We start from the raw sequence: 14,853 nt of genomic DNA on the forward strand, positions 1-14,853 counted from the left end.
AGGGCCAGACCGAGCTCCTCAGGCGGAGCTGCCGGTCGACACCGACAGCTCCTGGAGGGACAGCCGGCGCTCCAGCACCGCCTCGGCGACGTCGTCCACGTCCTGGTCGTGGCCGTAGGCGTACGCGCGGAGCAGGGCCAGCGCGTCCGGACCGGTCAGCTCCAGGCCCACGTTGACCAACCCGACCGCCTGCCACACCTGCGCCCGGCGGCCGGCGCCGGGGGCGTCCAGCCAGGCCGGGCCGTCCTCGGTGTGCGGCTCGGCGGCCATCGCGGCGGCGAACGCGTCGGACAGGGCCGCGGTGACGGTCAGCGAGTCGGCCAGCCCCAGCCCCCGGATGTCGCCGGGCGCGTTCAGGTACAGGTCCAGCGCCCCGACGTCCTCCAGCCCGCCGTGCAGGGGCAGGGAGATGACCGCCCGGACGGGGGTGTGCGCCACCAGCACGTCGTAGTAGGCCGGCCAGCGCGCCTGCAGCTCCGCCTCGTCGGCCAGCACCGGCAGACCGGTGGCGTGCGCGCTGAGGCACGGCCCCTCGCCGACGGTGAACTGCAGCCGCTCGGCGGTGGCCGAGACCGGGTCGCTGGCGCCCAGCGGCAGCCGCCGGTCGGCGGAGAAGTAGGCGCTCAGCCCCACCCCGTCCACCGGCAGGACGGCGGCGCAGGCGCGGGCCAGCCGGTCGGGGAGCAGCTCGGGGCCGGGCAGCTCCCGCTCAGCGGCGGTGACCTGGGCGGCGAACTCCTGCGCGAGGTCCATGCTTCCTCCAGCGGCCGCCCGGGCAGGACCGGCCGCTGCTCGACCCCCCGCCACAGCGAGGCGCCGCGCTGGAGTCCCCTACCCCCGCCCGGACCGCTTCGACACCTGCGGATCAGACGAACCCGGGGGTGCCCTGCCAGGCGGCCGGCGCGGCCGGGACGTCGTCGCGCAGCACGGTGCCCTCGATCAGCCCGTACGGCCGGTCGTCGGCGTGGTAGACCACCGCGCCCGGCCCGTCGAGGGTGTTGTCCAGGCCGAACGCCGAGAGGTCCTGCAGGAAGTGGTGCTTGTTGGGCATCGAGAACCGGACCTCGGCGACGTCCGGGTGCTGCTCCAGCACGGCCGACCCCATGGTGAACAGCGTCTGCTGCAGGGCGAGGGAGTGCGTCGCGGCGAAGGTCTCCAGCAGCGTCGTCCGGACGGCGTCGTGGGTGGCGTCCCAGTCGACGTCGGTGCCGGTGTACCGCCAGCGCGCGGTGACCGCGGTGGCCAGGATCCGGTCGGTGGTCTCCGGCAGGGTCGTGTAGCGGTCGCGGGGGAAGCCCCAGAACTCCGAGCCGGTGCTCTTGAGGACGACGAGGTCGGTCAGCCCGGCGACCACGTGCACCTCGTCGCCGTCGACGGTGACCACCGCCGTGCGCACCTCGCCACCGGGGCGGCGGAAGGCGTGGTCGTGCGGCTGCCCGCCGACGCTGATCCGGTCCCAGCCGTAGGACTCGACCGCCACCCGGGCGCCGGTGACGAACGGCTGCGAGCCGGTGAAGTGGCGGGCCAGCCGGATGCCGAACTCCTCCGGGGAGCCGATGCCGTCGCGGGCGAAGGCGAAGACGGTGTTCTTCTGCGCGTCGGTGGTGAGCACGTGCGCGTTGTCGCCGGCCGTGTGCGCCGCGGCGAAGTCACCGCGCAGCGCGGTGCTCACGTTGAGGTCGACGAGGGAGTGCCGTGGGGTGGAGCGGTCGACCGCGACGACGCGGACCTCCGCCTTCCCGTACTGGTTGGGTCCGAGCACGATCGCCATGGCTGCACCCTGCCCTGTCCGCGTTGCAGCCGCGTTTCCGGTCATGGAGTCCCAGGGGTGCGTTCTCCGCGCCCTGGGACGCCATCAGCTGCCGCGGTAGGTGGAGTAGGCGAAGGGGGAGAGGAGGAGGGGGACGTGGTGGTGCTCGGCCGGCTCGCGGACGGCGAAGGTCAGCACGACCTCCGGCCAGAAGGTCTCCTCGCCCCGGGCCGCGGCCCACGCGCCGGTGCCGAACACCAGCCGGTGCGGGCCCGCGGCCGTCGGGCCCTCGACCAGCCGGCAGCGGCCGTCGGTGTCCGTCGTCCCCTCGGCCACCAGGGTGTCGCCGGCGTGCAGCGCCACCGCGACCCCGGCCGCGGGCCGGCCGGTGACGGAGTCCAGGACGTGCGTCGAGACGCTCACCGCATGGCCTCGCGCACCCGCAGCGCGGTGATCTCCACGAGCTGGGTCTTCACCTCGACCTGCTCGGCCTCCGGGGTGTTGCCGAGCCGGCGCTCCAGCTCGCGGCGCATCTCCTCCGGCGAGCGCCCGGCCGCCCGGACCAGGAAGACGTGCCCGAAGCGCTCCTCGTAGGCCCGGTTGCCCTCGGCGATCGCGGTGCGGACGGCGTCGTCGGCGTCGGCCATGCCGCTCTGCTCCCGCCGCGAGGCCTCCGCCGCGGCCGACGCGCCCTCGACCCGGTCGCCGATCCGCGGGTGCGCGTCCAGCGCCGCCGAGACGTGCTGCCAGGAGAGCGCCTGCGCCAGCTCCGCCGCCCGGCTGACCAGGGCGCCGACCGAGGGATAGGGCCGGCCGGCGGTCAGCACCATCGCGAACGCCGGGACGCCCAGCCAGCCGAACGCCTGCTCGGCGGCCTCGGCCTGGGGTGCGTCGTTGAAACGGGCCAGCGCATCGTCGCCACCTGGTCGGGTCACGTGGGGCAGGATGCCAGCTGAGTCCACCAGCACGAGCACCCGCGGAGGTCCGGTGGTCCCCGAGCACGTCCTGGCCGAGCTCGACCGCCGGCTGGCCCCCGTCGACGCCGCCCGGCTGGCCGCCTTCCCGGGCGAGCCGTCGTCCCGGCAGCCCGTGCACACCTGCTACGTGCCCGCGGACGCCGTCGTCCCGGGGCTGACCGGGCGCTGGGGCGCCGCGGCGCTGGCCGCGCTCGACGAGCACGGCCTGCCCGACCTGGGCCTGGACGCCGCACTGGTCGAGCAGGTGCTGCCGCGGGTACGGGCCAAGCTGGCCACCGAGCCGGTCGAGGACCTGCGGGTCGACGCCGAGGACGGCTACCGCGGCAGCCCGGACGCCGAGGACGGCGACGTGACGGCGGCGGCGGCGGTGCTGGCCGCCGAGCCCGCGCTGCCGCTGTCGCTGGGCGTGCGGGCGAAGTCGCTGGAGGGACCGACCCGGCACCGCGGCGTGCGCAGCCTCGACCTGTTCCTCACCGGCCTGGCCGCCACCGGCCGCGAGCGGGCGGTGGTGACCCTGCCCAAGGTGACCGCGGTCGAGCAGGTCGCCGCCTTCCTGCCCGTCCTCGACGCCCTGGAGGCCGCCACCGGCCTGGCGCTGGACCTCGAGCTGCAGGTCGAGACCCCGCAGGCGGTGCTCGGCGCCGACGGGACGACCCTGCTCGCCCGGATGCTGCACGCCGGGGCCGGCCGGGTGACCGGGCTGCACTTCGGCACCTACGACTACAGCGCCTCCCTCGGCATCGCCGCGGCCCACCAGTCCTCCGACCACCCGGCGGCCGACCACGCCAAGCTGGCGATGCAGGTCGCCGTCGCCGGCACCGGCGCCCGGGCGGTCGACGGCTCGACCAACGTGCTGCCCGTCGGCGGCACCCCCGAGGTGCACGCGGCCTGGCGGCTGCACGCCGGGCTGGTCCGCCGCGCGCTGGAACGCGGGCTCTACCAGGGGTGGGACCTGCACCCCGCCCAGCTGGTCACCCGCTACGTGGCCACCTACGCCTTCTTCCGGGCGGCGCTGCCGGCCGCCGCGGCCCGGCTGTCGGCCTACGTGGGCCGGGTCGAGGGCGGGGTGCTCGACGAGCCGGCCACCGCGCGCGCCCTGGCCACCGTCGTCCTGCGCGGCCTCGACTGCGGCGCCCTGGACGTCGCCGAGGTGGAGGCCGCGACCGGCCTGGACCGCACCGTGCTCGACGGGCTGGCCGGGCGCCGTGGCCCGCGCTGACGGCCGGCCCGGGGCCGTCGCCGGGGCCGGCGATGACCCGGATCACCCGGACGAGGGGGTCAGGGGAGGGCCCCCGGCTGCCGAGATCAGTGGTGGGTGACCGAAGATGCCACCCGTCCGTTCCGGGAGTCGGCTGAGGCGAGGTGTCATGAGCGTGCTCGGAGGTCATCCACCGCGGTGGCTGCAGCGCGCCCGGGCCGACAGCGCCGGTGCGCTGACCGCGGAGCACCCGCACGGCCACACCGCCGCCGTCGTCGGCTCGTCGGCCGAGCTGCTCGACGTCGCCCTGCCCTGGCTGGCCGCCGGCCTGGCCGCGGGCGACGTCACCGTGCTGGCCTGCGACCCCGACACCACCGAGCAGCTGCGCACGCAGCTGGGCCCCGACGGCTCGCAGCTGCTCGTCGACCCCGGCATCGCGTTGCACGGCACCCGCCCGCCGGACGCCGTCGGTGCGCTCCGCCGGCTGCTGGACCAGGCCCCGGGCCGGGTCCGTGTCCTCGGGATGCCCTCCTTCGGCGCCGAGCCCCGCGACTGGCACGAGGCCCAGCGCTTCGAGGCCGCGCTCACCCCGCTCTTCGCCGGTTCCGGAGTCGACCGGCTGTGCGTCTACGACCGCCGGGTCCTGCCGCCCGCCGCCGTGGCCAGCGCGTCGGCGACCCACCCGCACCTGCTGTCCGGCGGGAACGTCGTCGGCAGCCGCGACTACCGCCGCCCGGACGCCTATGTCCGGGCGCTGCCGATCCCGCGCGAGCCGATGGAGCAGCGACCGCCGGCCTTCGCCGCCGACGGCATGCGGTCCCTGCCCCACCTGCGGCACCAGCTGCGCGCCGCGCTCGCCGCCCACGTGCCCGACCGCGAGCAGTGCGAGGACCTGCACCTGGCGGTCAGCGAGATCGCCGCCAACGCCTTCCGGCACGGCGTCCCCCCGGTCTCGGCCCGGGTCTGGGCGTCCGCCGACCGGGTCGTGTGCACGCTGACCGACCGGGGCAGCGGCTTCGCCGACGAGCTGGCCGGCTTCCAGCCCGCGCACGGCGACGACCTCTCCCGCGGGGGCATGGGCCTGTGGCTGGCCCGCAAGCTGTGGGACCACGTCGACCTCGTCGCGGCCCCCACCGGCCTGACCGTGCGGATGAGCACCTCCCTGCGCTGACCTCGCCGGGTCCGTCGCGGCGACCCGCTCCCGGGTGCACCGGCGGTTACCGTGACGGCGTGATCGTGGTGACCGCGGCCGGCGGGCCCACCGGCACGGCCGTCGTCCGGGAGCTGCGCGGCCGGGGCGAGCCGGTGCGTGCGGTCGTCGCCCGCCGCGGCCCCCGCCCCGAGCTCACCGCCCTCGGCGCCGAGGTGGTCGTCGCCGAGCTGACCTCACCGATGGCGTGGTCGTCGGTGCTCGCCGGCGCCGACGCGCTGTACCTGGTCTGGCCGGCCTTCGACCCCGACGAGGCGGAGGGGGCGCCGGCGCTGTTCGCCGAGGCCCGCCGTGCCGGGGTGCCCCGCGTCGTCTACCACTCGGTGCTGCGCCCGCAGCTGCGCGCCCTGCCCCACCACGCCGGCAAGGACCGCGCCGAGGAGGCCCTCGCCGCCAGCGGCCTGCGCTCGTGGCGGGTGCTGCAGCCGTGCGCCTACGCCGACGAGGTCGACGGCGAGCTCGCCGCGATCGCCGCGAGCGGGGTGCTGCGCAGCCAGTGGGGCCTGCGCACCGGCCGGTCGCTGGTCGACCTGCGGGACGTCGCCGCCGCGGCGGCGGTGCTCCTGCTCGATGACGGCCTGGACGGCGGCACCTTCGAGGCGGCCGGACCCGAGGCGCTGACGGCGCCGCGGATGGCGGAGCTGATCGGCGAGCGGCTGGACGCGGAGGTCGTCGCCGACGACGTCGTCCCGGGCGGTGAGGTGCCGACGTCGTACGCGGCGCGCTGCCGGCGCACCCTGCTCGACCACCAGCGGGCCCACGGCTACGTGGGCAGCCCCCGGGTGCTCACCGCCCTGCTCGGCCGCCCGCCGCGCACCTTCGCCGAGCACCTCGCCGACCTGGAGCTGTAGCTGGGCCCGGCCCCGTTCCGAGCCTGCTGGGCATGAGGTGGACGGGGTCCGTCAACTGTGCTCGGTGCGGCGGTGGGTGGACTCGTGGACGACGTCGGGGCTGTCGTCGCGGCGGTCGATCACGGTGAACCGGTGCCACAGGCCCGACAGCTGCAGCGGCCGCGCGACGACCGTGTCGTGCACGACCAGCGGCATCTCGATGCCGCGCGGCTGGACCATCTTGTGCAGCTGCACCAGCGAGGCGATGCCGGCGGAGTTCATGAAGGTGACGTCGCAGGTGTCCAGCTGCACGCGCTTGAGCTCGGGGGAGCTGAGCATCAGGTCGGTCATCGCCCGGACCAGCGGGCGGCGCGCGCCCTCGGTGAGCTCACCGACCACCCGGATCTCCGCGGTCTCGGCGTCGTGCTCGGTGACGGTGACCTCGACGGTGTCCTCAGCATCGTCCATGTCCCGTCCTTGCCCGGGAGTGGCCCGGTTCACTCCTCCGCCGCGGGCAGCTGCCGGTCCAGCAGCAGCAGGGCGAGCGCGGCCAGCGACGGGGCGTCGGTGAACCGGCCGTCGCTGACCATCGCGTGCAGCTCCGTCTCGGTCACGAACTGCTGCCGCATGTCGGCCTCGGTGGCCTCGCGGGCGGTCGGGCCGGGGGTCAGGTCGCCGGCCAGCCAGACGTCGGTCTGCTGGTCGGTGAGCCCCGGGGCGATGTCGATCCGGCCCAGCCGGCGCACCGACCCGGCGCGCAGCCCGGTCTCCTCGGCCAGCTCGGCGCGGGCCAGCTCCTCCGCCGTCCCGCCGCCGCCGGCCGGCCAGGTGCCCTGGACGAACTCCCAGGAGCGGCGGCCCAGCGGGTGGCGGAACTGCTCGACCAGCCAGAACCCGCCGCGCTCGACGGCGATCACCAGGGCGGCGTCCGGCTTCTCGACGACGCCGTAGATGCCGGGTGAGCCGTCGGGGCGCTCCACGGCGTCCTCCCGCACGCGGATCCAGGCGTTCCGGTAGACCTCTCGGCTGCTCGTCGTCCGCACGCGACCTAGCCTGGCAGACGGGGAGGGAGACGATGACCGAGCGCAAGCCCGAGGGCATGTCGTTCGAGTCCTGGGTCGAGCAGCAGATCGTCCAGGCCCGCGAGCGAGGTGCCTTCGAGGGCCTGGCGGGGGCCGGCAGGCCGCTGCCCCGCCGGGACCGGGAGAAGAGCAGCTACGAGTGGGCCCTGGAGTGGGCCCGGCGCGAGGAGGCCGACCCCGTCGCGATGCTGCCCTCGGGGCTGGTGCTGCGCAAGGAGCGGGAGGACCTCCCCGCCCTCGTCGCCGCCCAGCCCACCGAGGAGCGGGCACGTGCGGTCGTGGAGGCGCACAACGCCCGCGTCGACTCCTACTACCGGCGTCCGGTCGAGGGGGTCTGGATCCCGGTCGGGATGGCCGACGTCGAGACCGAGCTGGCCCGGTGGCGCGCCGACCACCCGGTCGTCGCCGCGCCGCCGGCCGAGGAGCCCGCGCCGCCCGCGCCGTCCCGCCGCCGGGGCTGGTGGCGGCGCCGCGCCGGCTGAGGCTCAGCCCTCCCCGCCGTCCTCCTCCTGGTGGCGGGCGGCCAGCTCCCGGGTGGCCATGCCGCCCTCCCCGCCCTCGTCGTACTGCCCGGGGTGCAGGTTGACGGCGTCGTGCTGCCCGGCGTGCAGGTCGGCCTCGTCGCGGTCGGGCTCCGGTGCGCTCATCGGCCCAGCCTGCCCAGCCGCTGCCCGGCGGGCCAGTCGGACCCACCCACCGGTCGGCTTGTCGACCACCGGGGACGGTCACCCGTCGATCTCCGCGACACGACGGCGAGCGCCGCCGTCCGGCGCGTCCGGCACCCCACAGTTGCGCTCCGAGTGGCGGGTGTGACTTCTGGTGTGGGAGTGGAGGAAGCGGTGGCGAGCAGCGCTGCAGACGTCGAGACGAGGCGTCCGCGCGGCCTGGGCGGGCGCCTGACGGCGGTCGCCGTGGCAGGTGCCCTGCTGACCGGTGGGCTGACCGGCGTGTTCCCCACGCTGCGGAGCACCCCGGTGGCCGCGGCGGCGCAGGCGCCGGTATCGTGCCCGGCGGCGGTCGCGCTGCAGAACGGCGGCTTCGAGCAGCCCGTCCTGCCCGCGAACTCCAATGCGCAGCTGGACCAGAGCCAGGTGCCCGGCTGGCTGACCACGGCCACCGACCGCCTCATCGAGCTCTGGCGCACGCCCTTCCGCAACGTGCCCCCGGGGTCGGGCTCGCAGTTCGCCGAGCTCAACGCCACCCAGGCCTCCACGCTCTACCAGGACGTCGCGACCACCCCGGGCCAGGTGCTGCGCTGGGAGCTGCAGCACCGCGGACGCGAGGGTCAGGACACCATGGCGCTCTACATCGCGGCGCCCACGGTGCGGGCCTCGACGACCAACCGGCAGGCGCTGATCACCGACTCGAACACCGCCTGGGGCACCTACTCGGGCGTCTACACCGTGCCGGCGGGGCAGACGCTCACCCGGTTCAGCTTCCAGGCGGTGAGCTCCTCGGGCCCGAACGCGAGCGTCGGCAACCTCCTGGACAGCATCTCCTTCGGCACCCAGCCCTGCCTGGTCACCACCACCACGGTGTCGCTGCCCCCGGGGCGCAGCACCGCGCAGGTCGGCGACGTGCTCACGTACACGGTCACCACGGCGAACAACGGCGGCAACCCGGCCCGCGAGGTCGTCATGACCGACGACCTGCCGGCCGGCGTGGCCTACGTGCCGGGCTCGATCGTGGCCGTCACCGGGACGGCGGCCACCACCCGGACCGACGCCGCCGGCGACGACCAGGCCGAGTACGACACGTCCACGGGCACGGGCAACGGGACCGTCCGGGTCCGGGTCGGCCGGTCCGCCACGAGCACCACCGGGGGCATCGTCGACGCCGGCGACGCGCGCAGCTTCAGCTACCAGGTGCGGGTGCTGCCGACGCTGTCCGGGCAGACCCTGCGCAACGACGCCCGGGTCACCTACCGCGACGACCTGAGCGTCAGCACGCCCACCTCGACGTCGAACGAGGTGGCCACCCCCGTCGGCGTCGCCGCCGACCTGCGGGCGACGCTCACCCAGGACACCGCCCCGCTGGTGGCCGGCCGCCCGGCCACCTGGACGGCGACCCTGACCAACCGCGGTCCGGGCACCGAGCCCGCGCCGGTGCTGACCACGACGGTCCCGGCCGCGCTCAGCGGTGTCACCGCCACCCCCGTGGGCGGTGGCAGCTGCACCGTCGGCGGCACCACCGTCACCTGCACCGGCCCGGCGCTGGCCACGGGCGCCGGCCGGTCGGTGACGATCACCGGCACCGTCCCCGCCGACGCGACGCCCGGCGCGCAGTACACGGCGCTCGCCAGCGTCCGGGGCGACGCCCACGACCAGGGCCCCACCGACAACACCGCCACCGTCAGCGGTCCGGTGACCGCGCTCGCCGACGTCTCGGTGACGCTCGCCAGCGACCCCGCCACGGGGGTGGCCGGCGGGATCGTGCGCTACACGGCGGTGGTGACCAACGACGGTCCGTCCACGGCCCGCGGCGTCCGGCTGGTCGACCCGCTGCCGGCCAGCTCGGCCTTCCAGTCCGCCGCCGTGGCCGGCGGCACCTGCACGATCGCCAGTGGCTCGAACACGGTCACCTGCACGCTGCCGGACCTGGCGCCGGGCACCGCGCTGCCGGTCGTCGTCACCGTCCGCCTCGCCGCCGACGGCGACGGCCACATCGACAACGCGGTGTCGGTGGCGGCCGCCACCCCCGACCGGGACGCCGACGACCTCACCGCCTCCGTGCGCGGCAGCGGGACCCAGCGCGCCGACCTGTCGGTGGCGCTGCAGCTCGACGACACCGACCTGCTGCCCGGCGAGACGCTCGGCTTCACCGTCACCGTCCGCAACGACGGCATCTCCGACGCGACCAACGTCTCGGTGCGCTCGACGCTGCCCCCGGGCGTGCAGATCGTCTCCACGAACACCGCCGGGTGCGTCCCGGGCAACTGCAGCCTGCCCGTGGTCGCCGCCGGTGGGAACGTCGTCATCACCGGGACCGCGGAGGTCGCCGACGACGCCCCCGAGGGCACCGTGCTGGCCAGTGCCACCGTCGTGTCCGCCGTGCCCGACGTCGACACCGACGACCAGTCGGCCACGGTGAGCGCCACCATCCGGTTGTCGGCCGACCTCGCCGTCACCCTCGAGCTCAGCGACCCGGCCGACCCGGGCAACGCCGACCCGGTCCTGGTCGCCGGCTCCGAGGTCCACGGCCTGGCCACCGTCACGAACAACGGCCCGACCCGCGCCTCCGGCGTCCAGCTGCGGCTGGCCACCCTCGCCGGCCAGCCGGTGCCGCGGGTCGTCCCGAGCGCCGGCGGCTGCGCGTACCAGGGCACGACGACGCCCGAGGGCCTCGCCGTCGACGGCGGGGTCGTCGTCTGCTGGCTGGACCAGCTCGCCACCGGCGCCCGCTGGACCGTCACCTCCGACGGCGTCCTGCCCGCCACGTACACCGGGACGACGTTCAGCCGCACGCGCACCGTCTCCTCGACCTCGGCGGACCCGGTGAGCGGCAACGACACCGCCAGCGACAGCGTCGCGGTGGTGCGCCGCGCCGACCTCCGGGTGGTCAAGACCACGAGCACGCCGAGCGTCGTGCAGACCGGTGTCGTGCGCTTCCGGGTCACCGTCACCAACGCCGGACCCTCCCACGCCCGCGACGTCGTCGTGCGCGAGCAGCCCCAGCCCGGGGTGGTCGTGACCGGGACCAGCCCGTCGGCCGGCAGCTTCGGCGACGCCGCGGGCGTCTGGCGCATCCCGCACCTGGCCGCCGGCCGCTCCGCGACGCTCGACGTGACCGGTACCGCGGAGTCCCCCGACGACGTGGAGAACCGGGCCGCGGCGACCGGCTCCGACGCGGTCGACCCGCAGCCGGCCAACGACGTGGGCGCCGTGACGGTCGACGTCCTGCCGGCCGTCCGGACCCTCACGATCACCGCGCAGGCGGCCGTGGCGCCGGCGGTCGACCAGGGCGGCGCCCGGGTGGGCGACGCCGTCGACCTGTCCTACGTGGTGCGCAACGAGGGGAACGTGCAGATCAGCGGCCTGCGGGTCGAGGAGTCGCTGGTGTCCGGCGCCGTCGCCTGCCCCCGCGACGCGCTGGCCCCCGGCGAGCAGATGACCTGCACCTCCGGCGGCACCTACCGGGTCACCCAGGCCGACGTGGACGCCGGCACCCCGGTGACCAGCCGCGCGACCGCCGTCGGCCGGGCGCCGGACTCCACCACGGACCTGGTCTTCGGCCCGGCCACCACCGCGGTGCCGATGGCCGCGGGCGCCCCCGCGCTCGGCCTCACCCTGGTCGCGAACTGGGACGACGCCGACCGCGACGACGCCCTGGACGCCGGCGAGACCGTCACCTGGACCGCCGTCGTGGTGAACAGCGGTGACCTCACCGTGCGCGGGCTGACCGTGTCCGCCCCGGGGACCCCCGCCTTCACCTGCTCCGACCCGGTGCTGGCGCCGGGCGCGTGGACCAGCTGCGCCACGGCCGCCACGCCGCTGACCGCGGCCGACGTCTCCGCCGGCCGGCGCACCACCACGGCGACCGCCACGGCCACCGAGGCCCGCGCCGGCGGCGAGGTGCGCAGCGCGACGTCGACCACCGCGGTGCCCGCCGTGGTCGCGCCGGCCCTGCGGATGACGCTGGGCGGGGTCGTGTCACCGTCCACCCGCCAGGACGCCGCGGCCCTCGGCGACCGGGTGGCCTGGCGCTACACGGTCACCAACACCGGCAACGTCGAGCTGACCGGGGTGGCCGTCGACGACCCGGACGCCGGGCACGCGACGTGCGCGGCGACCGTGCTCCAGCCCGGGCAGACGACGGTGTGCACCTCCGACGCCACGCACGTGGTCACCGAGGCCGACGTGCTGGCCGGTGGGCTCACCGGGCGCGCCACGGCGACCGGCGCCCCGGTCACCGGCGGTGGCCCGGTGCGCGCGCCGCAGGACCAGACCGTCGTCCGGACGGCCGGTGCGCTGCGGTCGCTGCAGCTGACGGCCGCGGCGACCACCTCCGGCAACGGGCCGGTGCGCGCCGGCGACACGATCGACTACGGCTACACCGTCACCAACGACGGCAACGTGACGATGCGGCTGGTCCAGGTCGCCGACGAGCTGGTCGGCCCGGCGCGCTGCCGGCAGGACGTGCTGGCGCCCGGCGAGACCACCGACTGCTCCGGCGGCGGCTCGCACCGGGTCACCCAGGTCGAGTTCGACGCCGGCCGGCCGATCACCGACCTGGCCCAGGTCTCCGGCATCCCGGCGGGCGCGGCCACCCCGCTGACCTTCGGCCCGGCGTCCGCGCCGGTGGCGCTGGCCGCCGCGACCCCCGTCCTGCGGGTGCTCGGCGTCGCGGACTGGACCGACACCGGCGTCACCGGTGCGCTCGAGGCCGGCGAGACCATCGACTGGTGGGCCCTGGTCACCAACCCCGGCGACGTGACGCTCACCGGCATCACCGTGACCAGCACCCGCGGCGACGTGCTCACCTGCCCCGTCCCGGCGCTCGGGCCCGGCGAGCAGATGCGGTGCACGTCCCCGCGGTACACCGTGACGGCCGCCGACGCCGCGAGCAGCCCGATCGCGGCGCGGTTCGAGGTGGGCGGCGACGCCCCGCGCGGGCTCCCCCGGGTCACCGGCCGGCAGGACGTCGCCGTCCCCGGCGAGGAGGAGCCGGCGCTGCTGCTCACGGTGGGCCAGGCGGTGGCCGGCAGCCCGACCCCCGACGTCGGCGACCGGGTCCGCCGCCTGTTCACCGTGAGCAACGCCGGGAACGTCCCCGTCGACACGCTGGCGGTGACCAGCGACGACGGTGACGCGGTGACCTGCGAGGTCACCCGGCTGGCACCCGGGACGTCGACGGTCTGCCGCGCCGCCACCGTGCGCACGGTGACCGAGGCCGACGTCCGCACCGGGAAGCTGGCGGCCGCCGGCACCGCCTCCGCGCAGGCGGTCGTGAGCCGCGCCGCCGTCTCCGACACCGCCACGCAGACGCTGTTCCTCGCTCCGCTCGTGCGGGCGCTGCAGGTCACCGCGACCGCACTGCCCCCGACGACCGACCCGCTGGCCGTCGGCGACCGGGTGACCTACCGCTACGCCGTCCGCAACGTCGGCAACACGACGATGACCGCCCTGGCGGTGCTCGACTCCGCGGGCGGCACCGCCACCTGCGACGCGGCGTCGCTGGCCCCGGGCGCCGAGACCACCTGCACGGGCGCGAGCACGTACACGGTCACGCAGGCGGACTTCGACGCCGGCCTGCCGGTCGGGCTGACCGCCCAGGTGGCCGGGCTGCCCGCCGGCGACCCGGCGCCGCTGACCTACGGCCCGGCCGCGGCACCGCTGCCGCTGCGCACCTCGACCCCGGTGCTGGCCGCGGAGAAGTCGGCCGACTGGGCCGACGACGGCAACGGCGCGCTGGACGCCGGTGAGTCGATCGCCTGGACCGTGGTGGTGCGCAACACCGGCGACGTCACCGTGCACGACCTGGCCGTCGACGACCCGCTGGTGCACGTCGAGTGCCCGCAGACCTCGGTCGCCCCGGGGCAGCAGGTCGACTGCGCGGCCGACGCGTACCGGGCCACCGCGGCCGACGCCCTGGCCGGCGAGCGCACCAACACCGCCGTGGCCCGCGGCACCGACCCCCGCACGGGCACGCCCGTGGTCAGCAACACCGCGCTCGCCTCGGCGGCCGGCACGCCGCTCGCGCCGCCGGCGCTGACGATCGCCGTCGCCGGCGTCGTGTCCCCGGCGCAGCGGCAGCTCGCTGCCGAGTGGGGCGACGGCGTGCGCTGGCGGTACACGGTGACCAACAGCGGCGGCGTCCCGATCGCCACCCCCGGCGTGCTGGACGACGCCGACGGGCCGGTCGCCTGCCCGCCGACGACCCTCGCTCCCGGCCAGGTCGTGGTCTGCGACGGACTGCTCACGCACCCGGTCACCGAGGCCGACGTGCTGGCCGCGGCCGTGCGCACCCGCGCGCTGGCCGTGGGGGTGACCGTGGACCCGGCAGCGCCCGCCGACACGACGGTCCGGCTGGCGGCCGTGTCGCCGGTGCGCTCGACCCCGGCCGACGGCGTGGTGGCCACGGCCGCCGGGCGCCCGGCGCTCAGCCTGACCTCGTGGCTGGAGAACACGACCTCCCGCGACCGTGACGAGGCGCCGCAGCAGGACGACCTGGTCCACCTGTTCTACCGGGTGGCCAACACCGGCAACCTGACCCTGACCGGGGTCGCGGTGGACGACCCGTCCTCCGGCACGGTGGTCTGCCCCCAGCCGGCGCTGGGACCCGGCGAGGTGATGGAGTGCCGTACCGACGAGCCGCGGCGGGTCGATGCCGCCGACGTCGCGGCCGGCCGGCTGCTCAGCGACGCACGGGCGACCGGCACCCCGCCGGCGGCCGCCGGGACCGCGCCGACCTCGGCCCCCGCCACCCTCAGCGTCCCGGTCGCCGCGTCGGCCGGTGGGCCGGGCGGTGGTGACCCGGGTGACGGCGGCGGCGCACCGGTGCCCGTGACCGGTCCGGGCGCCGGTGTCGGCGACCCCGGCGACCCGGACGAGGACGGCGGGCCGGGCGCCGGCGGCGGCGTGCCGGGCGCGCCGCCGACGACCGGTGCACCGGCCGACGAGGACGCCCCGGCCGGTGGCACCCCGGCCGCGGCCGGCTCCGGCGGCCCGCCGGGCGTGCCGCCGGCCGCGCTGGCGTCGACCGGCACGGACGCGGGTCCGCCGCTGGTGCTCGGCGTGGTGTCGGTCCTGCTCGGCTCGCTGCTGCTGGTGCTGGCCCGGCGGCGGGTGGTCGGCCGCCGCTGGTGAC

At 76.7% G+C, this 14,853-nt stretch carries 12 protein-coding genes; 5 read left to right on the forward strand and 7 right to left on the reverse strand.

From position 1 onward, the window contains the following. Window positions 1–18 precede the first annotated feature (18 nt). From ACGBYP_RS20600 to uraD, 4 genes are all read right to left on the reverse strand, one after another. On the reverse strand, window positions 19–753 hold the full coding sequence (locus tag ACGBYP_RS20600) for a GAF and ANTAR domain-containing protein (protein WP_411587184.1): 735 nt from the start codon (window positions 751–753) through the stop codon (window positions 19–21). Window positions 754–865: 112 nt separating this feature from the next. Then, window positions 866–1,771, reverse strand: coding sequence for a factor-independent urate hydroxylase (pucL, locus tag ACGBYP_RS20605; protein WP_411587185.1), 906 nt, complete (start codon window positions 1,769–1,771; stop codon window positions 866–868). Window positions 1,772–1,855: 84 nt separating this feature from the next. After that, the gene (gene uraH, locus ACGBYP_RS20610) at window positions 1,856–2,173 is read right to left on the reverse strand and encodes a hydroxyisourate hydrolase (RefSeq protein ID WP_411587187.1); all 318 of its coding nucleotides are present in this window, start codon (window positions 2,171–2,173) and stop codon (window positions 1,856–1,858) included. Continuing rightward, window positions 2,170–2,685, reverse strand: a complete 516-nt coding sequence (gene uraD / locus ACGBYP_RS20615) for a 2-oxo-4-hydroxy-4-carboxy-5-ureidoimidazoline decarboxylase (RefSeq protein ID WP_411587189.1) — start codon at window positions 2,683–2,685, stop codon at window positions 2,170–2,172. The genes uraH and uraD overlap by 4 nt, the downstream gene beginning before the upstream one ends. Window positions 2,686–2,695: 10 nt before the next feature. On the opposite strand from uraD, the gene ACGBYP_RS20620 reads away from it, so the two are divergent. The 3 genes from ACGBYP_RS20620 to ACGBYP_RS20630 all read left to right on the forward strand — a co-directional run bounded on the left by ACGBYP_RS20620 (window position 2,696) and on the right by ACGBYP_RS20630 (window position 5,986). Next, window positions 2,696–3,946 carry a DUF6986 family protein gene (locus ACGBYP_RS20620; protein ID WP_411587191.1) on the forward strand — a complete coding sequence of 417 codons (1,251 nt, stop codon included), beginning with the start codon at window positions 2,696–2,698 and terminating at the stop codon, window positions 3,944–3,946. A gap of 148 nt (window positions 3,947–4,094) precedes the next feature. Then, window positions 4,095–5,096 (forward strand): anti-sigma factor RsbA family regulatory protein, encoded by a 1,002-nt coding sequence (locus ACGBYP_RS20625; RefSeq protein WP_411587194.1) that lies wholly within the window; start codon window positions 4,095–4,097, stop codon window positions 5,094–5,096. A gap of 59 nt (window positions 5,097–5,155) precedes the next feature. After that, window positions 5,156–5,986 carry an SDR family oxidoreductase gene (locus ACGBYP_RS20630; RefSeq protein WP_411587197.1) on the forward strand — a complete coding sequence of 277 codons (831 nt, stop codon included), beginning with the start codon at window positions 5,156–5,158 and terminating at the stop codon, window positions 5,984–5,986. Between the two features lie 51 nt (window positions 5,987–6,037). On the opposite strand, the gene ACGBYP_RS20635 is transcribed toward ACGBYP_RS20630, so the two are convergent. Together ACGBYP_RS20635 and ACGBYP_RS20640 are read right to left on the reverse strand one after the other, a co-directional pair. Further along, a complete protein-coding gene (locus ACGBYP_RS20635) occupies window positions 6,038–6,433 on the reverse strand; it encodes an STAS domain-containing protein (protein ID WP_411587199.1) in 396 nt (131 codons plus the stop codon). Between the two features lie 29 nt (window positions 6,434–6,462). Next, window positions 6,463–7,008, reverse strand: a complete 546-nt coding sequence (locus tag ACGBYP_RS20640) for an NUDIX domain-containing protein (RefSeq protein ID WP_411587201.1) — start codon at window positions 7,006–7,008, stop codon at window positions 6,463–6,465. A 32-nt stretch (window positions 7,009–7,040) separates the two neighbouring features. Between ACGBYP_RS20640 and ACGBYP_RS20645 the strand changes: the two genes are divergently transcribed. Beyond that, window positions 7,041–7,529 carry a DUF1992 domain-containing protein gene (locus ACGBYP_RS20645; protein ID WP_411587204.1) on the forward strand — a complete coding sequence of 163 codons (489 nt, stop codon included), beginning with the start codon at window positions 7,041–7,043 and terminating at the stop codon, window positions 7,527–7,529. 3 nt (window positions 7,530–7,532) lie between these two features. Here the strand turns inward: ACGBYP_RS20645 and ACGBYP_RS20650 are convergent, their stop codons facing one another. Beyond that, a complete protein-coding gene (locus ACGBYP_RS20650; RefSeq protein ID WP_411587206.1) occupies window positions 7,533–7,694 on the reverse strand; it encodes a hypothetical protein in 162 nt (53 codons plus the stop codon). 192 nt (window positions 7,695–7,886) lie between these two features. On the opposite strand from ACGBYP_RS20650, the gene ACGBYP_RS20655 reads away from it, so the two are divergent. Then, entirely contained in the window at window positions 7,887–14,852 is a 6,966-nt protein-coding gene (locus tag ACGBYP_RS20655) for a hypothetical protein (RefSeq protein WP_411587207.1), read from the forward strand. Window position 14,853 lies beyond the last annotated feature (1 nt).

The organism is Modestobacter sp. SSW1-42, from assembly GCF_046635825.1.
In the GTDB taxonomy this organism is placed as follows: Bacteria; Actinomycetota; Actinomycetes; order Mycobacteriales; family Geodermatophilaceae; genus Modestobacter.